Genomic DNA, 19,600 nt, shown 5'->3' with positions numbered 1-19,600 from the left:
ACTACAGGAATTTCCCCAGTGCGGCGGTGGCGATGTAGCCGGCCACGGTTATGGGTGCTGGGTGCTGTGGCTCCGACACCGGGTCGTATCGTCGGCCCGGAGCCCCTGCCAAATCGGCGGTTGCTAGCGCGTCGGCGCCGAAATGCTCGTGCACCCAGTCAGGGTTGTAGACAGTGTCCAGGTAGGGACGGCCCATGTCCGGGGAGATGGCCACCGCCGTCAGGTCCTGGGCGTCGTGGTCGGCGAGCCAAGACATGCCGCCGTGGACCACGGTCCCGGTGGAGCCACCGAGCGTGAAGCCGGCAGCCGCGAGGCGATGGCAGGCGCGCACCGTATCCAGTTCTTCGACCATCACCACGTCATCGATCAAGGACTCGTCGAGCTGCGGCGGCCGCACGCTCATGCCGAGTCCCGGGATCAGGCGCGTGGCCGGCTGGCCGCCGAACGAGACCGATCCTGCGGCATCGACTGCGACAATCCGGACATCGGGCCGGTGCTCGCGGAAGTAGCGCGCGCAACCCATCAAGGTCCCCGTTGTCCCGGCTCCCACGAATAGCACGTCCAGTTCGGGGAACTGATTGGAGATCTCGGGGGCAGTCCAGCGGTAGTGCGCTCCCCAGTTACCGGGATTGGTGTACTGGTTGAGCCAGATGTACCGCTCGTTGGACGCGCACAGGTCCCGCACGTGGTTGAGCCGGGCCCCGAGGAAGCCGTCGACGGGATCCGGTTCGGTGACCAGGTCCACCTGGGCCCCGAGCGACTCCATGAATTGGCGGGTTGCCGGGTTGCAGCGCGGATCGATCACACACACGAAGCGGTATCCCTTGCTGGCGGCGATCATGCTGAGCGCGACGCCGAGGTTGCCCGAGGAGGACTCCACGAGGATGGAGCCGGGGCCGATCAGCCCCTCCCGCTCGGCGCGCTCGACCATCTCCCGCGCCGGCTTGAGCTTGATTGAGCCGGCGAAATTGAACCCCTCGATCTTCAGATAGAGGCGGCAGCCTAGCACCCCTTCCAGGTCGACGAACAGGCTCTGTTCGTTGAACAGGTGCGGATCCTTGATAATCGGCATGTTCTCCCTCGTTCCCTGCCACGAGCTTGGTCAGGGTTGGGGGATCCTGACAGCTTGTATGTGAAGGGTGCCGGACAACTGCGTCCGGATCAGTTCACTTTTCAACAAGAGCCGCGCAGAGCGGCACGAACGGAACACTGCGGCCGCCGCTATTTCCCCAGCAGCGAATACCTGGCTTCCCCACCGCGAGTACTCCGAGTTGCAGTTGAGGCATCAAACCTGTGGTTCGACAGTAAGCAGGCTTCGTAGCTAGCCGCAACCGCTTCGAGTACCTGTATCCAAGCCCCTGTGAGTACCTACCTACTCGCACTCGCACCCCCCGCGCGGCGTCATACTCGACTCTTGTCAAAGACCTTCCCGACCCCTCAGAGCAAGCAGTAGCGTTCTCTCATGGACGCGTTCCGATCGACGCGCAAACCTCGAATTACCATGGCAGGAGCCGTCATCGCTGCTGCCGCATTGCTGCTGGCGTCGTGTTCGTCGCCGGCCGGGAGGGAGCCGCTTGAGGCGCCGCCGGCCGTGACAATCCCGGCACTGGAGTCTCCGCCTGAGCGGCAACCGGCGATCCCGCAGGTGTCAACAGCAGCACCGGAGACCGTCAAGCCTGGTCCGGAAGCAAAAGCCACCCAGGTGCACGCGGCCTTCGCCAAGCGAAACCTGATGAAGCACCTTGAGGCACTACAAAAGGCCGCGGACGAATCGGGCGGAAACCGCGCTTCGGGCACCTCGGGCTACGAGGCCTCCGCCAAGTACGTTGAGGAACAGCTGCGTGCTGCCGGGTACAGGCCTGTGCGGCAGGTCTTCACCTATTGGGATGAGGACCGCGAGACGGACGTCGAGACCTTCAACATCCTCGCGGACACGGCGGGCAGCGCCAAGCACACCATCGTAGTGGGCGGACACCTCGACTCCGTGCCCCGCGGCCCCGGGATCAACGACAACGGCAGCGGCGTGGCCGCCATGATCGAAACGGCCCGCTGGATGGCCGAAACGGGCATCCAGCCGAAGAACCGGGTGCGTTTTGCTTTCTGGGGCGCCGAAGAGGTGGACCTGCTGGGTTCCCAGCACTACGTGGACGCCCTCAGCAACAGCGAAATCGCGCAGACCATGCTGAACCTGAACCTGGATATGGTCGCATCGCCCAACGGCGGACGGTTCGTCCACGACGGTGATGGCTCAAGCTTCGGAGATGCCGGTCCGGCCGGCTCGGACGTAATCGAGCGCGCCTTCCTGGACTATTTCGCACAGAACGGGTTTGCGGCCGAGCCCACGGTATTTGAAGATGGCGATTCCGACTACTGGCCCTTCCTGAAAGCCGGCATCCCCACGGGCGGTCTGTTCACCGGAGACGAAGACGAGAAGACGGCAGAACAGGTCGAGAAGTTCGGCGGCCTTGAGAACGGCGAGCACGATCCCTGCTATCACAGGGCTTGCGACGACATCTCGAACATCGACCGGCAGTTGCTGCACGACCTGGCGGGTGCCTTGGGTTACGCGACGGTCGCCTTCGCGATGCTGCCCCGCCCCGACTAAGGGTAGGGAGCGCGGGGCTGCAGCTAACTACGAGGTTTCAATACAAGTGCTATTGCTGCAGTGAATGAAAGCGGCAGCCCCACTGAGCCCGGATCCACAGCGTCGACCACCCAGCGATTACGGCCATCCTTCCGGCGCCCCGCCGGAGGCTCAGCCGTCATCAGAGCCCCACCCGTTCCCGCCACATGGCCTGGCAGCAGGGGAACGGAACCGGCAACATCCACGAGAGCCGGGTCGACGACGGCCAACCCCGTGCCGAGCGCCTTCAGTACTGCCTCCTTGCGCGTCCACAGGCGTGTCTGGAAACCCGGCTGCAACGCCGGCTCCACCATCTGCACTTCTTCCTGTTCCCGAGCCGAAAGTGCAATCTGTCCAAATCCCTCAAAACCTGCGGCTCCGCCGCTCTCCAGGTCGACGCCGACCCCCAGCACCTGCCCGTCCGTGGACGCGGCCAGCAGGCACCAGTCCCCCGCCCGGCTCAGGCTCGCCAGGACGGTCAGCTTCCATGGGCCAGTTTGATACCGCGGCATCCCGTGCACGTGGTCGTCCCTGATGCACTCCCGGCAGACGTAGTCGGCCTGCAGGTCCCGTACGTCAACTCCTGCGGCCTCGGCGGCGTGGCGCCTTAACGCTATGCGCCCGGCCAGAAACCTCTCCCGCTGCACCTGCGAAGCGAACGTCCGTGCCAGCCGCCGCTCGGCATCGTCCAGGAACTCGGCCTGGCGAAGGTCGACGCTGGACAGCCTTACGGCTGCAAGACGGATCCGCTGCAGGTCTGGCTGGGCTGGCCTGTTTACACCGCCCCCGGAAGGGTTGCTGGAATCTTGACGGGTCATTGGACTCAACAGCCTATACGCCAGCGCCATCCTGCGCGCGTGCCGCCTCCCCGGAACGCAGTAAGCTCGGATCCATGAGTGTAATCCGTCCCGCCACACCCGCCGATGTTCCCGTAATCCTCCAGATGATCCACGAGCTGGCCGTCTACGAAAAGGAGCCGGACGCGGTCCGGAACACCCCGGAAATGCTGACCGAGGTGCTCTTCGGCGAGCACCCCCGGGTGTTCGCCCACATGGCCGAGAACGAGGACGGGCAGGTGCGGGGCTTCGCACTCTGGTTCCTCAACTACTCAACGTGGGAAGGTGTCCATGGCATCTACCTGGAGGATCTCTACGTCACTCCGGAGGCGCGCGGTGAGGGCCACGGCAAGGCGCTGCTGCAGCACCTGGCGGCAACCGCCGTCGAACGCGGGTATGCACGCGTTGAGTGGAGCGTCCTGGACTGGAACGAACCCTCCATCAATTTCTACCGGAAGCTCGGGGCCAACCCGATGGAGGAGTGGTCCACCTTCCGCCTCACCGGCGACGCCTTGGCGGCGTTTGGCGCCCGCAGCGGGGCGGGCGTCCATGGCTGAGGTTACGGTGGACGCCGCCGTCCATTCCATTCGTGCAAGGCACGAGTTCCGCGGGATGCGCACCACTGAGCACTACTTCACCGTCCCGCTGGACCATTTCAACCCGGCTGCCGGCAAGGACGCCGCCGCCGAGACCATTAACGTCTTCGCGCGCGAATACGTGTCCGCGGACCATAGCGAGGCAGCCGCGGAAGCGTTGCCATGGCTCCTCTACCTGCAGGGCGGACCGGGCGGCCGCGGCAACCGGCTCATGTCGCTCGGCGGCTGGAACAAGGCGGCCGCGAAGGATTTCCGGATCCTCATGCTTGACCAGCGCGGCACCGGTCTGTCCTCCCCCATCGACCGGAACACGCTTCCGGCGCGGGGCAACGCCGCTGCCCAGGCCCGCTACCTCGAACATTTCCGGGCTGACTCGATCGTGGCCGACGCCGAACTCATCCGCCAGGCCCTCGGCGCAGAGCCGTGGAGCATCTACGGCCAAAGCTACGGCGGATTCTGCGCGTTGACGTACCTTTCGTTCGCGCCCGAGGGGCTGCGGGAGGTCCTCATCACCGGCGGCCTGGCGCCGCTGTCCGGATCGGCAGACCGCGTGTACCGGGAGACCTACAAGCGCGTGGCCGCCCGCAACGCGGAGTACTTTGGCTGGTATCCCGAAGACCGCGATACCGTGGACCGGATCGCCCGCCACCTCCGGAGCACGGATGAATTTCTGCCCGGAGGTGAACGCCTGACAGTGGAGCGGTTCCAGATGGTGGGCGCCTTTCTGGGCGGAAACACCAGGGTGGACGCGCTCCATAACCTCTTGGAGGACGCCTTCGTGGACACGCCACGCGGTGTCCGGCTGTCTGATTCCTTTCTCGAGCAGCTCCGGCCCCTGGTCTCACGCGCCGGCAATCCCCTCTACGCGCTGATGCATGAATCGATTTACGGCCAGGGCTCGGCCACCGATTGGGCCGCGTGGCGGGTCCTCCGCGAGTTCCCGGAGTTCAGCCCGGACGCACCGAAACTCCTGTTGACCGGTGAGATGGTGTACCCGTGGTACTTCGAGCAGGACGAGGCGCTGCGCCCGCTGAAGGACGTGGCTGACCTGCTGGCCGCCAAGCCGGACTGGAAGCCCCTTTATGACCTGCCTCAGTTGGCGGCCAACACCGTGCCGGCAGCAGCCGCCGTGTACACAGACGATATCTACGTGGAGCGCGGCCTGTCCCTAGAGACGGCCGCAGCTGTCCGGGGACTGCAGGTCTGGGAAACTGCTGATTTCCACCACGACGGCATCGCCGACGACGGCGAAGCGATCTTCGGCCGCCTGCTGGGTATGGTGCGGTCAGTCCGGCACTGACCCGACCGGTTTCGACCGCCCGGCCAGAAGGGCAACGACGGCGGCCGCCAGGACCGCGGCACCGAGCACGCCGCCGGCCAGGTTGAGGCCCAGGTATCCGGCCCAGCTCAGGACGAGGCCCGAGACAGCACCGCCGACGGCACCGGCAACACCCATCAGCATGTCCGAGACGCCCTGGACCGCGACGCGGTCCTGCTGGCTGACACTTTCCGCAAGGAGCGTGGATCCGGCGATGGTGGAGGCCGACCACCCCACGCCCAGGAGCACGAGGCCCACTGCAACGGCCGTCGTCGACCCCTGGCCGAAGCCCGCCACCAGAACAGCGGCCAGGAGAATGGCGAGGCCCAGCGCGATGGTCTGCGTCCTCCCCAGCTTGTCGGTCAGCCAGCCCATGACCGGGGAGAGTGCGAACATCCCGGCGATGTGCAGCGAGATGGTGAATCCAATGATGACCAGCGCGTCGCTTCCGGCGGCATGGCTGCCATGGACACTGTGGGGGCCCGCAACGAGTGCCTGCAGGTGGAGCGGGGTCATGGACATGACGCCCACCATCATGGCGTGGGCACCGACGACGGCGGCCAGCGCCAGGATCGCGGCCGGTGCATGACGGACCGCCCGGAGGCCCCTCGCGAGTGAGCCTCCGGCCAGCGCCGGAACCGGCGCACCGCCCGCGGCAGCCCCGGCGGGCTGACCCCGTGCGGCAAGCTGCCGCGCCAGGATGAGCGGGTCGGGGCGGAGCCCGGCCAGGAGCAGGCCGCAGGCGAGCAACAGCCCGGCAGCGGAGATGACGAACGGTCCTGCAATGGGCGGCAGCCCCAGGCTCTGGCCAACCACGGCGCCGGGCTGGACCAGGTTGGGCCCGGCCACGGCTCCGACGGTGATGGCCCAAACGACGGCGGACAGGGAACGTCCGCGGTGTTCGGCATCGGCCAGATCGACGGCGGCAAACCGCGCCTGCAGGTTGGCGGCGGTGCCCACCCCGACGCCGGCCGCGCCAATCGCCAGGAACACGAAAATGCCGGTGACCACGGACACCACGATGAGGAGCGCACCGGCCAGTGCGGCCGCCAAGCCGGTGGCCAGGCTGATCCGGCGTCCACGGCGCTCAGCCAGTGAGGCAAGCGGCAGTGCCGCCAGCGCGGCGGCGAGAGTCATCATGGTGGCGACGGATCCGGCCCACGCCTCGGAACCGGACAGGTCGACCGCGAGCAGGGAGCCGATGGATACGGTGGCCCCTGTAACAATGGCGCTGAGCAACTGCGCGGATCCCAGGAGCAGCACGGTGCGACGCTGCACCTGGCGCACATCCGGCTCCGCCCGGGAAGTGGTTGCCATCCTCCGAGCATAGTCCTGGCCCGGCTGTACGAGGAGGACCCACTGCAAAGTTTTAAATGGAGAACCCCGGCCACAGAGTGACCGGGGTTCCACGTGGGCAGTTCCCAGGAGGGCTGCCTCAGGCCTGTTGGCCGTACGCCTACTCGACGTCCGCGTCCACCTCGCCCCGGCTCTTCCGGGCGTCCTCCTCGAGGCGGGCGTCCAGCTTAGCCTGCTGCGCCTTGGAGCTGACCAGGCTGGCGATCACGGCCACGATGATGGTGCCCACGATGACCGCCAAGGAAACGTAGGTGGGGATTTCGGGTGCCCACTCGATGTGGTGGCCCCCGTTGATGAACGGCAGTTCGTTGACGTGCATGGCGTGCAGGATCAGCTTCACACCGATGAACGCCAGAATGAAGGAGAGCGCGTGCTTCAGGTAGATGAGGCGGTTCATCAGGCCGCCGAGCAGGAAGTAAAGCTGGCGCAGGCCCATGAGCGCAAAGATGTTCGCCGTGAAGACGATGAACGCGCTCTGGGTGAGGCCGAAGATCGCGGGGATGGAGTCCACGGCGAACAGCAGGTCCGTCATGCCGATGGTCACGAAGACGATCAGCATGGGGGTGAAGACCTTCTTGCCGTTGACCACGGTGCGGAGCTTGCCGCCGTCGAACTTCTCCGACATGGGGATGACGGTGCGGATCTTGGCGATGATCGGGTTTTCCCGGTCCTCTTCATCTTCGCCTTCATCCTGTGCCTGCTTCCACGCCGTCCACAGCAGGAAGGCACCGAAGATGTAGAAGACCCAGCTGAACTGCTCAATGACGATCGCACCGAGCATGATGAAGATGCCGCGCAGGATGAGGGCGATGACGATACCCACCATCAGCACTTCCTGCTGGTACTTACGGGGCACGGAGAACCGCGCCATGATGATGATGAAAACGAAGAGATTATCGATGCTCAGGCTATATTCGGTCACCCAACCGGCGACGAACTGCCCGCCGTACTCCGGGCCCGCAAACATAAACATGGCACCGGCGAAGACCAGGGCAAGAGCCACATAGAAGGCGACCCAGAGGCCGGCTTCCTTCATGGAGGGTTCGTGCGGACGCCGCACCACGAGGAGCAGGTCTAGCAGGAGAATGATGCCGAGGACGACGAACGAGCCGACCTCGAACCAGACGGGAAGCTGCACAGGGATGCCTTTCGCAGGGTACAAAAAACTGGTGTAAGTCTCTCCGGCGAACCTGTGCACTTTGTGCTGATGTGGCTGCCCGCTACGCCCGGCAAGGCATCTGTGCCTTGCGTGTTGACGTCCGTAGCGCTTGGGATACTCCCCTACGTGACCTCAACTTTACCTCACGCCGGCGCCTCCCCGCGCCTCAACGTGCCGCAGCAGGGCAACGTTCCACCATCCGGATACTGCCAGGACCGCTCCAGGCGGGCTTCGGGTCAGGCTTGCGGTCAGGCGTGCGGTCAGGCGTGGCCGGCGGCCTGCATCTGGCGGAGCTCCTTTTTCAGCTCCGAGACTTCGTCGCGGATCCGGGCTGCAACCTCGAACTGGAGTTCGGCCGCCGCGCCATGCATTTGCTCGGTCAGCTGTTCGATCAGGCCCACCAGGTCCTCGGCGGGGGCGGCGGCGAGGCCGTCCGCCCGTACGGTGGCCGCGCCCTTGGCCGCGGACTTTCCCCGCTTGGCGCCCTTCGCGAGGCGGTTGTTGTTCAGCAGTTCCTGGGTGTCGGCGTCCTCCCGGGCCAGCTGGTCCGTGATGTCCGCGATCTTCTTCCGCAGCGGCTGCGGGTCAACCCCGTTTTTCTCGTTGAAGGCGACCTGGATGGCGCGGCGGCGGTTGGTCTCCTCGATGGCATGCGCCATGGAGTCGGTGATCCGGTCCGCGTACATGTGCACCTGGCCGGACACGTTCCTCGCCGCACGGCCGATGGTCTGGATCAGCGACGTGGAGGAACGCAGGAAGCCCTCCTTGTCCGCGTCGAGAATGCTCACCAGGGACACCTCGGGAAGGTCGAGGCCCTCACGGAGGAGGTTGATGCCCACCAACACGTCGAAGCTGCCCATGCGGAGCTCACGGAGCAGCTCCACGCGGCGCAACGTGTCAACATCCGAGTGGAGGTACTCCACCTTGACGCCGTGGCCCAGGAGGTAGTCCGTGAGGTCTTCGGCCATGCGCTTGGTGAGGGTTGTGACCAGGACGCGCTCGTCCTTCTCCACGCGGGTACGGATTTCGCCCAGGAGGTCGTCGATCTGGCCCTTGGTGGGCTTGACGACGACTTCGGGGTCCACCAGGCCGGTGGGACGGATGATCTGCTGCACGTAGCCGTCGGCCTTGCCGAGCTCATACTTTCCGGGCGTGGCGGACAGGTAGACGGTCTGGCCGATGCGCTCCAGGAACTCGTCCCATTTCAGCGGCCGGTTGTCCATGGCGGACGGCAGCCGGAAGCCGTGGTCCACGAGCGTGCGCTTGCGCGACATGTCACCCTCGTACATCGCACCGATCTGCGGCACGGTGACGTGGGATTCGTCGATCACCAGGAGGAAGTCGTCCGGGAAGTAGTCCAGGAGACAGTGCGGTGCCGAGCCCCCGGGGCGTCCGTCAATGTGCCGCGAGTAGTTCTCGATGCCGTTGCAGAACCCCATCTGCTGCATCATTTCGAGGTCGTAGTTGGTGCGCAGCTGCAGGCGCTGGGCCTCGACCAGCTTGTTCTGGCCCTGCAGGACGCTGAGCCGCTCCGCGAGCTCATTCTCGATGGCGGTGATGGCGCGGGACATGCGCTCGGGCCCGGCGACGTAGTGGGACGCCGGAAAGACGTACATCTCGGTTTCCTCGCGGATGACGTCGCCGGTGACCGGGTGCAGCGTGTAGATGTTCTCCACCTCGTCGCCGAAGAATTCGATCCTGAGCGCGAGTTCCTCGTACATGGGGATGATCTCGACAGTGTCGCCGCGGACGCGGAAGGTTCCCCGGTGGAAGTCCATGTCGTTGCGGGTGTACTGCATGGACACGAACTTCCGCAGGAGGTCATCCCGGTTCATCTCTTGGCCCCTGCGGAGGGTCACCATGCCGGCGATGTACTCTTCCGGGGTGCCGAGACCGTAGATGCAGGACACCGTGGCCACGACGATCACGTCCCGGCGGGTCAGCAGCGCATTCGTGGCGGAGTGCCGGAGCCGTTCCACTTCTTCGTTGACGGAGGAGTCCTTCTCGATGAAGGTGTCCGTCTGCGGAACGTAGGCTTCCGGCTGATAGTAGTCGTAGTACGAGACGAAGTATTCCACCGCGTTGTTTGGCAGCAGTTCCCGGAACTCGTTGGCCAGCTGGGCGGCCAGGGTCTTGTTCTGGACCATCACCAGCGTGGGGCGCTGCACCTGCTCGATGAGCCACGCCGTGGTGGCGCTCTTTCCGGTACCGGTGGCGCCCAGCAGCACCACGTCCTTTTCGCCGTTCTTGATCCGTTCGGTGAGCTCGGCGATGGCGGCCGGCTGGTCGCCCGCGGGCTTGAACTCGCTGATGACCTCAAAGGGCGCGACGACGCGGTTGATCTCCTGCGCAAGACTCATGTATCTAATCTACCGCTGCCCGCAGACGCGTACGACGGCGGCTGCCAGCCGCTGCTTGCTGCCCACCGCTCCATTCCCGGTCCGGCGGTTTCCATGAACCAGGCTTCCTTGCCTTGGGCGTACCTGGACGTGGAAGTGTCCGATGCGTGGAGCGCCGCGACACGGTGCTTTTCCGCCGCGTAGGCATCCCGGGCGGCCGGATCCGCGGTGAGCCAGTCGCGGAAGCCCAGCGCGAAGCGCCAGCCGGGAGAGCCTGCCACGCGGACGTGGAGGTTCACGGGCCGTCCGGGATCTGCGTTGCCGTGGAGCCGCTTCGACCAGGCTGCGGGATCGGGGCGTCCGGCCGCGGGGCTGTCGAGCAGGATTCCCGGCCACACAGGGAACCCTGCGGCAGTGAGCCGCGGCGCAATGCGGTCCGCCGTCTCCAGGTCCGCCACGGCCATCTGGAGGTCGATGACGTTCTTGGCGTCGAGCCCGGGGACCGCTGTGGATCCGATGTGATCGACGGCCAGGACTTCATGGGGGGCGGCGGCCCGCAGCCTGTCCATGAGGAGGGACGCCTGGCGCCGCCAGTCGGGATCGTGCGGAACCAGCACCGGGCCGCCGTTCCGGGCAGCGACGGTGGCTTCGCTGAGGTTCCTGGCGTACGGCACGAGCCGGTCCTGCCACAGCCGGTCCACCGCACACCGCAGATCCTCCGGACTGCCGGAATTATCCAGGACAACATCCGCCGCCGCCAGCCTGACGTCCCGGGCGGCCTGGGCGGCCATCCGGGAGCGGGCCTCCTCCTCCGTCATCCCGCGGTGTTTGACCATCCGCTGGACGCGGACCTCGGCTGCCGCGTCAACCACCACGACGAGGTGGAAATTGCTTTGCTGGCCTGTTTCCACGAGGAGCGGGATGTCCTGGACCACGACGGCGTCCGCGGGGGCGGCGGCCATTACCGCGGCGGCCTGCCGTCGGACCAGGGGGTGGACAATGCCGTTAAGCTCGGCACGCCGCTCCGGGTCCCGGAACACAACGGCGCCGAGGCGCGCCCGGTCCAGCCGGCCCTCGGCGTCGAGGATGTCCTCCCCGAACTGCTGCACTACGGCGGCGAGGCCGGGCGTGCCCGGTTCCACGACGTCGCGGGCGATGGCGTCGGCGTCCACGAGCACCGCCCCCAGCTCTTTGAGGCGTGCGGCCACCATGGACTTTCCTGAGGCGATGCCGCCCGTCAACCCGATCTTCAACACACCCCCAGACTAGTCCCCACCGCTCCCCTGACCTCGCTCCGCTCGCCCAGGGAACCCTCGCGGCGTGGGCCCATGCCCGGACTAGACTTGGGCGGTGCAAGAGCAAGAGAGCAGGACGTCGTCCTTCACCACCCTGGCCGCCGGGCCCGACTTCCGTCATGAGCTGGAGGTCAAGCGGTCCCGGTTCATCACTGTGCTGCGGCGTACGGACAGCGAAGACGCCGCGCGGGCGCTCGTGGCGGACCTGCGGCGGGAATTCCATGACGCACGGCACCACTGTTCTGCCTTCGTGCTGGGCCCGGACCGCAGCGTCCAGCGTTCCAGCGACGACGGCGAGCCCTCCGGAACGGCAGGGATCCCCATGCTGGAGGCCCTGATCCGCCGGGAAACCGCCTCCGGGGTGACGGACCTCAGCGACGTGAGTGCCGTCGTCGTGCGGTATTTTGGCGGGATACTCCTGGGGCCGGCGGGCTGGTGCGGGCGTATTCCGAGTCGGTGTCCGCAGCCCTTGACCTCGCGCCGCTGGTGCAGCGCAGGAGGCTGCGCCTCTGCGCCGTCCGGGTCCCCCATGCCGCTGCCGGCCGGCTGGAGAACGATCTCCGCGCCGCCGGCTATGCCATGGCGGCGACGGGATACGAGCCGCAGTCGACTGTCCTGCGGCTGGCCCTCCCCGACTCGCCGGAAGTTCTGGCTGAGGCGGCCGATCGGCTGGCAGCCATGACGTCCGGAAGCTCGGAACTGGAGCCCGAAGGCACAGACTGGGTGGACGTGCCGCTCCCCCGCTGACCGCGGCCGCCCCGGACCGGGATGCCCAAGCAAGGTGCCCAAGCAAGGGTGCGCAAGCAAGGGTGGGCAACCAAGGTGCCCCGGGCTAGGACTGCGATTATCAGGTTGCTTATCAGTTTCCTGCTTCCTAGGGTTGAGGTGTAAGCCAGCACCGCGCGCCAGGCCGGCCGGTGCCCGTGCGGCACACCGCAGGCGGCGCGCCAGGTTGAAGGAGGACGAATGTCGGAAAACAGCATCGCAGGCAAGAAGGTCGCCTTTCTGCTCACGCATGGCGTGGAGCAGGTGGAGCTGACCAGCCCCTGGAACGCGGTAAAGGAAGCCGGCGGCGAGCCCACCCTCGTTGCTCCCGTCAGCGGAAAGCTTCAAGGCTTCAACGGCGTCGAAAAGGGGGACACCTTCGACGTCGACCTCACCCTGGCGGAGGCCAACGCCTCGGATTTCGACGCACTGGTGATCCCCGGCGGCGTCGTGAACGCCGATCACCTGCGCGTGAACAAGGACGCCCAGGCCTTTGCGCGGAGCTTCTTCGAACAGCACAAGCCTGTGGCCGCTATCTGCCACGGCCCCTGGCTGCTCATCGACGCCGGAGTGGTCAAGGGCCGGAACCTCACCTCCTACCACACCCTCGCGACCGATCTCAGGAACGCGGGTGCCAATTGGACCGACGAGCAGGTGGTAGTGGACCAGGGGTTCGTGACCAGCCGGAAGCCGGACGACCTCCCGGCCTTCAATGACAAGGTGCTGGAGGAAATCGCCGAAGGGGCTCACGCCGGCCAGACAGCCTGACGCTGCCGGTTCAGCAACCAAAAAGGTGGCCGCCCCCTTCCGGGGACGGCCACCTTTTTACTGGCTACCAGTACTTACGGCAATTAGTTGCCCGTCAGCTTCTCGCGCAGTGCTGCAAGAGCCTCGTCCGAAGCAAGCGTGCCTGCACCGGTCTCAGCAGCAGCCGGCTCGGAGGAGTAGCTCGTGGTGCCGGAGTCGCTCTCGCCGGAGGTTGCAGCTGCTGCGTCGTCGGCAGCGTGCTGGGCAACCTGCTTCTTGTGGGCTTCCCAGCGGGTCTGGGCGTCAGCGTACTGCTGCTCCCAGGCGGCGCGCTGGTTCTCGTAGCCTTCAAGCCACTCGTTGGACTCCGGGTCGAAGCCCTCCGGGTACTTGTAGTTGCCCTCTTCGTCGTACTCAGCGGCCATGCCGTAGAGTGCCGGGTCGAATTCGGTGCTGTCGGCGTCGACGCCCTCGTTGGCCTGCTTGAGGGAGAGGGAGATGCGGCGGCGCTCGAGGTCGATGTCGATGACCTTGACGAACAGCTCGTCACCGACGGAGACAACCTGCTCAGCCAGCTCAACGTGGCGCACGGCGAGCTCGGAGATGTGAACCAGGCCTTCGATGCCGTCTTCAACGCGGACAAACGCACCGAACGGAACCAGCTTGGTGACCTTACCCGGAACAACCTGGCCGAGGGCGTGGGTGCGGGCGAAGGTCTGCCACGGGTCTTCCTGCGTAGCCTTGAGCGACAGGGAGACGCGCTCGCGGTCCAGGTCGACCTCGAGGACCTCGACGGTGACTTCCTGGCCAACTTCGACAACCTCGGACGGGTGGTCGATGTGCTTCCAGGACAGCTCGGAAACGTGGACGAGGCCGTCTACGCCGCCCAGGTCCACGAAGGCACCGAAGTTGACGATGGAGGAAACGACGCCGGGACGGACCTGGCCCTTTTCCAGCTTGTTGAGGAAGGTGGAGCGGACCTCGGACTGGGTCTGCTCGAGCCATGCACGGCGGGACAGCACAACGTTGTTGCGGTTCTTGTCCAGCTCGATGATCTTGGCTTCGATCTGCTGACCGATGTACGGAGCCAGGTCGCGCACGCGGCGCATCTCGACGAGGGACGCCGGCAGGAAGCCGCGCAGACCGATGTCGAGGATAAGACCACCCTTGACAACCTCGATGACGGTACCGGTGACAACACCGTCTTCTTCCTTGACCTTCTCGATGTCGCCCCAGGCGCGCTCGTACTGAGCACGCTTCTTGGAGAGGATCAGGCGGCCTTCTTTGTCTTCCTTGGTGAGCACCAGGGCTTCGACCTGATCGCCAACGGAGACGACGTCTCCGGGGTCAACGTCGTGCTTGATGGAAAGCTCGCGGGAGGGGATGACACCTTCGGTCTTGTAACCGATGTCGAGCAGAACTTCGTCGCGGTCGACCTTGACGACGGTACCTTCGACGAGGTCGCCGTCGTTGAAGTACTTGATGGTGGCGTCGACTGCTGCGAGGAAGTCCTCAGCGGTACCGATGTCGTTAATGGCGACTACGGGGGTACCGGGCTTCTCGGTGGAGGTGATGGTCATGTAGTAGGGGCTCCGTTGTGGATAGTTAGTCGGTCAGGCAAACCATCGCCCCAGCGTTATGGAACGCAGGCGCAAAGCGCGGCAGATCGCAAGAATCTGCCGGGTCCTCCTGATTTTGTGGATTAGAGATGCGTGCACGTAGTACACGCCCGCTTAGTCTAGTCGCTCGCGTGAACCGGGGTCAAAGCGTCGCGGCTACCCTGCGGGCCTGTGACCTGCCACAATGCGGTCAGAAGTGGGTCAGGCAGTGCGGCGCGCGCTCGACGGCGAACATGTGCCGCGCTTTCAGCGCCGCGCCGGATCCGTGCTCGGTAATTCGTCCGGCCGAGGCCAACGTCACCGGACACACACCGCCGACATAGATGGAGCCGAGTTCGGCCACATCGAGCGACAGCTCCGGCTGGACACCCGACGGAGCCTCGGTGACCCGGGCATCGCCGCCGCTGACCTCGAGGAGGAAGGTGCCGTCCGCAAAGCCCAGGGAATCGCTGATCCCCAGGACCAGGGACTCGTCCGCGGAGTAGCGCCGGGCTGCCAGAGCCTTGCCTGCGTCGAGGATCCGGAGCCACAGCATGTCCCTGTGGTGGGAGGACTCGATGCACCGCGGGTCTTCCAGCGCCCACGCGAGGGGGTCATCCGCCGGGGCGTCCGCCCAGCTGACCCGCTCGGTCAGGTCGATGCTGCCGAGGAACTGCCACAGTTCCAGGTAGGCGGAGTGGGTGGCAGCCACGAGGTCGATGAGTTCGATCGTGTAGGGCTTGGTGTCCCAGCCCGCGAACTTGTACGAGACATAGCCGTCCACGGAGCCGGAGGCGTCGTAGTGCAGAGCGCACTTGATGGCCTCGTCCTCTTTGCCTTCATCACCGACGGCCCCGGAGACCTTCTGCCGGTAGGCTTCCTGCCGGACGATGGACCCCGGGGTGTGCCGGTGCACACGTTCGAATACTTCCGGCGCCAGGTCCAGGAGGACTTTCCGGTCCGCTATTTCCACTCTGCCTGTCGCAGCATGGCGAAGCCGGAACCTCGGGCCGGTATCGACCTTGACAGACCGCTCGAAGGTGGCCACACCGTAGCCGAAACGGCCGTAGATGGACCCCTCCGACGCCGTAAGAGCCGCCATGGCCAGCCCGTCGGCCTTGGCGGACGAGAGGTCCTCGGTCATCATCCGGCGCAGGAGGCCCTGGCGACGGTGGGTCCCGCGCACCGTCACCGCCGTCACCATGTGCGTCCGGAGCTGGCGGCCGTAGCCGACGTTCAGGTCCTTGCGCAAGGTTCCAAATGTTGCCACGGGAACGTTGGCGCCCAGGGAATGCGGGGCAACTTGGCCGGTCTGGTAGACGCCCGTCAGCTCACGGTCGTCCACCCTGTACATTGCCAGGATCTTCTCCACGAATGCGTCATCCCGCCGGGTGTCGTGGAAGCCGAAGCCCACGGCCTGCAGCCAGTCGGCTCCCTCGCTGTAGCCGGGCGCGTCGTCGTCCGACACCCTGAATCGCCTGATCTCATAGCTGTCCGCCACGTATTGCTCCCCCTTTGAACCGACTGACATTTGAACTTGATGACAATCATGTGCAGGGCGCCGATATAGCGCCCTGCACATCTTGTATGCACTAGTGGCCTGCGTCGTACCAGCTGGTGCCCACGCCGATCTGCACGTCAAGGGGAACGCTCAGTTGCGCAGCGGAGCCCATCTGCTCCGTGACCAGCTTCTCAACCGCCTCGCGTTCCCCGTTGGCCACCTCCAGCACCAGTTCATCGTGCACCTGCAACAGCATGCGCGACTTGAGTCCCTGCGCGGCCAGCTCGGCATGCACGCCCAGCATCGCGCGTTTGATGATGTCCGCGGCGGACCCCTGGATGGGCGAGTTAAGGGCGATGCGCTCGGCGTTTTCCCGCATCTGCCGGTCCGTGCTGGTGAGATCCGGCAGGTAGCGGCGCCGCCCTTCGATGGTGGACGTGTAACCGTCGATCCTGGCCTGGTCCACCACGCCCCGGAGGTAGTCGCGGACGGCGCCGAACCGGTCGAAGTAGTTCTTCATCAGCGTCCTGGCCTCATCGACCGAAATTTCCAGTTGCTTGGACAGGCCGAAGGAGGTCAGCCCGTAGGCCAGGCCGTAGGACATCGCCTTGACCTTGGAGCGCATGGCGCTGGTGACCTCTGCCGGCGGCACGTGGAAGATGGAGGAGCCCACGAACCGGTGCAGGTCCTCGCCCTGGCGGTAGGCCTCGATCAGCCCCGCGTCACCGGACAGGTGCGCCATGATGCGCATTTCAATCTGCGAGTAGTCCGCGGACAGCAGGCACTCGTACCCGTCGCTGACCACGAAGATGCCACGGACGCGCCGGCCCTCCTCGCTGCGGATCGGGATGTTCTGCAGGTTGGGGTTGTTGGAGGAGATGCGCCCCGTCGCCGCCACATTCTGGGCGTACGTGGTGTGGATGCGCCCGTCCTCGGCCACGGACTTCTTGAGCGTCTCCACCATCTGGCGCAGCTTGGCCGATTCGCGGTGCGCCATGAGCTGGACCAGGAATTCATGGCCCGTCTTCTCCAGCAGGTTCTTCAGCGAAGCGGCGTCCGTGGTGTAGCCCGATTTGATTTTCTTGGTCTTGGGCAGCTTCAGCTCGTCGAACAGCACCGTTTGGAGTTGCTTGGGCGAACCCAGGTTGACCTCGTGGCCGATCGCGGCGAAGGCACGTTCCTGCGCATCGTCGATCACGCGGGCGAGGTCTGCCAGCTGTTCGTCCATCAGGTCCATGGAGACGGCGATGCCGGCATGCTCCATGTCGGCCAGGACCCGGCTCACCGGCAGTTCCAGTGTTGCCAGCAGTTCCTCGGCCTTGCGTTCCTGCAGTTCAGATTCGAAGAACCGGCTCAGCTTGTGGACGACGGCGGCGACCTGGACCAGCGCCCCCGACGCCGCTGCGGTGTCGTCGTCGAACGTCAGTTCCAGCTGGCCGGCCTTGGCGGCCTCCGGGGAGACGTGGATGTTCAGGTGGTATTGGGCCAGCTCAGCCAGCTCATAGGTGCGGCGGTCGGGCTGGATGAGGTAGCCGGAGATGGAGGTGTCATCCACCACGCCTTCCAGGCCAAGCCCGCGGTTGTTCAGGGCTTTCAGGGCTGCCTTGTAGCCGTGCATGACCTTCGGGGATTCCGCGTCCCGAAGCCACTGCGCCAGGACGTTCTCGGCGTCGGCGTCCAGCGACGTAAGGTCGACGTATGCGGCGGCGTCGTCCCGCACGATCGCGACGGCGTCGGCGTCCTCGCCGATCCGGCCGGGCAGGACGTCGACGGCAAGGGCGGACCGCTGGCGGGCCCCTGCTGCCAGGAAGGACCGGAGCGCATCCGCGTCGGTCAGCCTGGCGAAGTCCCGGCTCTCCAGGGGCTCGCGTTCCGCTTCGGGGGCATCGCTGGCGTACAGCTCAAAGAGCCGCGTGCGGATGGTCTTGAACTCGAGGGTGTCGAAGAGCTCCTCGAGCGCCTCCTGGTTTGGCCGCGGATCCGCCAGTTCGTCCAGCGTCACGGGAAGGTCGAGGTCTGTGTGCAGCCTGTTCAGCTTGCGGTTGCGCTTCACCGCATCAACATTGGCCCGCAGCGCGTCGCCCACCTTCCCGCCGATGGCATCGAGGTGTTCCAGGACGCCTTCGAGCCCGCCATAGAGGTTGATCCACTTCGCAGCCGTCTTGGGTCCGACGCCGGGAACCCCCGGGAGGTTGTCCGCGGTCTCCCCCACCAGGGCGGCGAGATCCGAATACTGGGCAGGCGAGACAAAGTACTTTTCCTGGACAGCGGCAGCATCCATGCGCGGGATGTCACTGACGCCCTTCCGGGGATACAGCACGAAAACGTTGTCCGTGATGAGCTGGAAGGCGTCCCGGTCACCCGATACGAGCAGGACTTCGTATCCGGCCTTTTCACCCATGGCTGCCAGCGTGGCCAGGATGTCGTCAGCTTCGTAGCCGGGCATCTTGATGGTCTTGATGCCCCAGGCGCCCATCACCTGGTCGATGAGGTCGATCTGGCCGCTCATCTCCCGGGGAGTCTCATTGCGGCCGCCCTTGTATTCGCTGTACTCGGCCTTGCGGTGAGTGGTGTCATCCGAGACGTCGAACGCCACCGCGATGTGCGTGGGCTTTTGTTCCTTGATCAGGTTGATGAGCATGGATGTAAACCCATGGATCGCATTGGTGTGCTGGCCCCGGGCGGTGGAGAATTTGTCGGCCGGGAGGGCAAAGAAAGCCCGGAAGGCCATGGAGTGCCCGTCCAGCACCAGAAGCCGGGGCTGGTCCGTCAGGGGAATGACGGGTGCCTCGGTGGCCGACACCGACGGGCCGGCAGGCGAGGACACCGCGATGTCCTGAAGGGTCTCGGTTGTGGACGGGAAGGGGGCCGGTTTGGTTGTTTCACTCACAGGTGCCAGCCTAGTTGCCATGATGGACAATTTCACTCTCGGCAGCCCTGACGAGGAACGGGCCGGGGATCGCGGGCCGGCGGAAGCAACGCGCCCTGCCGGGGAGGTTCCCTCCGTCGAGGCCCAGTTCAGGGAAGAGCTCTTTGCCGCTGGTGTGCCAGAACACCTCCACGATTGGCTGGGCGCGTACGGAATCGGTGCGCTCGTGGTGAAGATGGGCATCCGTTTCCTGGAGATGAGCCCCGAACGGACGGTGGCCACGATGCCGGTGGAGGGGAACACCCAGGTGGCGGGAATCCTCCATGGCGGCGCCCACGTGGTGCTGGCCGAGACCCTGGGATCATTCGCGGCGGGGATGCATGCGGGGCCGGGCCGGCAGGCACTGGGAATCGAAGTCGGGGCAACGCATCACCGGGCCATCGCGTCGGGCACCGTGACGGGCACATGCACTGCCATCCACCTCGGCCGCACGCTGACCACCCACGAGATTGTCATGACAGATGAGCAGGGCCGCCGGCTCTCCACCGCCCGCCTCACCAACCTGATCCGGGACATCGGCGCGTAGCTGCTCCGCCGT

The 19,600-nt window shown here is 65.7% G+C and carries 14 protein-coding genes and 1 pseudogene; 6 read left to right on the top strand and 9 right to left on the bottom strand.

Going from position 1 to position 19,600, the window contains the following annotated elements; all coding sequences use genetic code 11:
• Position 1 precedes the first annotated feature (1 nt).
• The gene (sbnA, locus tag AC5RUM_RS20445) at positions 2 to 1,072 is read right to left on the bottom strand and encodes a 2,3-diaminopropionate biosynthesis protein SbnA (RefSeq protein ID WP_494036662.1); all 1,071 of its coding nucleotides are present in this window, start codon (positions 1,070 to 1,072) and stop codon (positions 2 to 4) included.
• A 390-nt stretch (positions 1,073 to 1,462) separates the two neighbouring features.
• Here sbnA and AC5RUM_RS20440 point away from each other — a divergent pair, with 390 nt between their 5' ends.
• Positions 1,463 to 2,605, top strand: a complete 1,143-nt coding sequence (locus tag AC5RUM_RS20440) for a M20/M25/M40 family metallo-hydrolase (RefSeq protein ID WP_494036661.1) — start codon at positions 1,463 to 1,465, stop codon at positions 2,603 to 2,605.
• 23 nt (positions 2,606 to 2,628) lie between these two features.
• Here the strand turns inward: AC5RUM_RS20440 and AC5RUM_RS20435 are convergent, their stop codons facing one another.
• Positions 2,629 to 3,441: a 4'-phosphopantetheinyl transferase family protein gene (locus tag AC5RUM_RS20435; protein WP_494036660.1), complete on the bottom strand. Its 813-nt coding sequence runs from the start codon at positions 3,439 to 3,441 to the stop codon at positions 2,629 to 2,631.
• Positions 3,442 to 3,515: 74 nt separating this feature from the next.
• On the opposite strand from AC5RUM_RS20435, the gene AC5RUM_RS20430 reads away from it, so the two are divergent.
• Both AC5RUM_RS20430 and AC5RUM_RS20425 read left to right on the top strand, forming a co-directional pair.
• On the top strand, positions 3,516 to 4,016 hold the full coding sequence (locus AC5RUM_RS20430; protein ID WP_494036659.1) for a GNAT family N-acetyltransferase: 501 nt from the start codon (positions 3,516 to 3,518) through the stop codon (positions 4,014 to 4,016).
• On the top strand, positions 4,009 to 5,355 hold the full coding sequence (locus AC5RUM_RS20425; protein WP_494036658.1) for an alpha/beta fold hydrolase: 1,347 nt from the start codon (positions 4,009 to 4,011) through the stop codon (positions 5,353 to 5,355). The genes AC5RUM_RS20430 and AC5RUM_RS20425 overlap by 8 nt, the downstream gene beginning before the upstream one ends.
• Here AC5RUM_RS20425 and AC5RUM_RS20420 read toward each other — a convergent pair.
• The 4 genes from AC5RUM_RS20420 to coaE form a co-directional block, all read right to left on the bottom strand.
• Positions 5,341 to 6,690: an MFS transporter gene (locus tag AC5RUM_RS20420; RefSeq protein WP_494036657.1), complete on the bottom strand. Its 1,350-nt coding sequence runs from the start codon at positions 6,688 to 6,690 to the stop codon at positions 5,341 to 5,343. The genes AC5RUM_RS20425 and AC5RUM_RS20420 overlap by 15 nt on opposite strands.
• A gap of 139 nt (positions 6,691 to 6,829) precedes the next feature.
• Positions 6,830 to 7,867, bottom strand: coding sequence for a TerC family protein (locus AC5RUM_RS20415; protein ID WP_494036656.1), 1,038 nt, complete (start codon positions 7,865 to 7,867; stop codon positions 6,830 to 6,832).
• 281 nt (positions 7,868 to 8,148) lie between these two features.
• Complete coding sequence (gene uvrB, locus AC5RUM_RS20410; RefSeq protein WP_400576580.1) at positions 8,149 to 10,248, bottom strand: excinuclease ABC subunit UvrB; 2,100 nt, start codon at positions 10,246 to 10,248, stop codon at positions 8,149 to 8,151.
• Positions 10,245 to 11,483, bottom strand: a complete 1,239-nt coding sequence (gene coaE / locus AC5RUM_RS20405) for a dephospho-CoA kinase (protein ID WP_494036655.1) — start codon at positions 11,481 to 11,483, stop codon at positions 10,245 to 10,247. Before coaE ends, uvrB begins: the two co-directional genes overlap by 4 nt.
• A 94-nt stretch (positions 11,484 to 11,577) precedes the next feature.
• On the opposite strand from coaE, the pseudogene AC5RUM_RS20400 reads away from it, so the two are divergent.
• A pseudogene (locus AC5RUM_RS20400) lies at positions 11,578 to 12,269 on the top strand (IMPACT family protein).
• A 219-nt stretch (positions 12,270 to 12,488) separates the two neighbouring features.
• Positions 12,489 to 13,055 (top strand): type 1 glutamine amidotransferase domain-containing protein, encoded by a 567-nt coding sequence (locus tag AC5RUM_RS20395; RefSeq protein WP_400576585.1) that lies wholly within the window; start codon positions 12,489 to 12,491, stop codon positions 13,053 to 13,055.
• Positions 13,056 to 13,138: 83 nt separating this feature from the next.
• Here the strand turns inward: AC5RUM_RS20395 and rpsA are convergent, their stop codons facing one another.
• The 3 genes from rpsA to polA form a co-directional block, all read right to left on the bottom strand.
• Positions 13,139 to 14,614: a 30S ribosomal protein S1 gene (rpsA, locus tag AC5RUM_RS20390; protein ID WP_018773018.1), complete on the bottom strand. Its 1,476-nt coding sequence runs from the start codon at positions 14,612 to 14,614 to the stop codon at positions 13,139 to 13,141.
• Positions 14,615 to 14,843: 229 nt separating this feature from the next.
• A complete protein-coding gene (locus tag AC5RUM_RS20385; protein WP_494036654.1) occupies positions 14,844 to 16,163 on the bottom strand; it encodes a GNAT family N-acetyltransferase in 1,320 nt (439 codons plus the stop codon).
• 61 nt (positions 16,164 to 16,224) lie between these two features.
• A complete protein-coding gene (gene polA / locus AC5RUM_RS20380) occupies positions 16,225 to 19,044 on the bottom strand; it encodes a DNA polymerase I (RefSeq protein WP_494036653.1) in 2,820 nt (939 codons plus the stop codon).
• 1 nt (position 19,045) lies between these two features.
• Here polA and AC5RUM_RS20375 point away from each other — a divergent pair, with 1 nt between their 5' ends.
• Positions 19,046 to 19,588 (top strand): hotdog fold thioesterase, encoded by a 543-nt coding sequence (locus AC5RUM_RS20375; protein WP_494036687.1) that lies wholly within the window; start codon positions 19,046 to 19,048, stop codon positions 19,586 to 19,588.
• Positions 19,589 to 19,600 lie beyond the last annotated feature (12 nt).

It is taken from the genome of Arthrobacter sp. B2060 (assembly GCF_059090445.1).
This window is presented reverse-complemented; position numbering and strand designations above follow the sequence as displayed.

Excerpts from the sequence above, each read along its gene's own strand:
- AC5RUM_RS20425 (WP_494036658.1), top strand. The coding sequence starts at position 4,009 with ATGGCTGAGGTTACGGTGGACGCCGCCGTCCATTCCATTCGTGCAAGG.
- AC5RUM_RS20435 (WP_494036660.1), bottom strand. The coding sequence starts at position 3,441 with ATGACCCGTCAAGATTCCAGCAACCCTTCCGGGGGCGGTGTAAACAGG.
- sbnA (WP_494036662.1), bottom strand. The coding sequence starts at position 1,072 with ATGCCGATTATCAAGGATCCGCACCTGTTCAACGAACAGAGCCTGTTC.
- uvrB (WP_400576580.1), bottom strand. The coding sequence starts at position 10,248 with ATGAGTCTTGCGCAGGAGATCAACCGCGTCGTCGCGCCCTTTGAGGTC.
- rpsA (WP_018773018.1), bottom strand. The coding sequence starts at position 14,614 with ATGACCATCACCTCCACCGAGAAGCCCGGTACCCCCGTAGTCGCCATT.
- AC5RUM_RS20430 (WP_494036659.1), top strand. The coding sequence starts at position 3,516 with ATGAGTGTAATCCGTCCCGCCACACCCGCCGATGTTCCCGTAATCCTC.
- AC5RUM_RS20440 (WP_494036661.1), top strand. The coding sequence starts at position 1,463 with ATGGACGCGTTCCGATCGACGCGCAAACCTCGAATTACCATGGCAGGA.
- polA (WP_494036653.1), bottom strand. The coding sequence starts at position 19,044 with ATGGCAACTAGGCTGGCACCTGTGAGTGAAACAACCAAACCGGCCCCC.
- AC5RUM_RS20395 (WP_400576585.1), top strand. The coding sequence starts at position 12,489 with ATGTCGGAAAACAGCATCGCAGGCAAGAAGGTCGCCTTTCTGCTCACG.
- AC5RUM_RS20385 (WP_494036654.1), bottom strand. The coding sequence starts at position 16,163 with ATGTCAGTCGGTTCAAAGGGGGAGCAATACGTGGCGGACAGCTATGAG.
- AC5RUM_RS20375 (WP_494036687.1), top strand. The coding sequence starts at position 19,046 with ATGGACAATTTCACTCTCGGCAGCCCTGACGAGGAACGGGCCGGGGAT.
- AC5RUM_RS20420 (WP_494036657.1), bottom strand. The coding sequence starts at position 6,690 with ATGGCAACCACTTCCCGGGCGGAGCCGGATGTGCGCCAGGTGCAGCGT.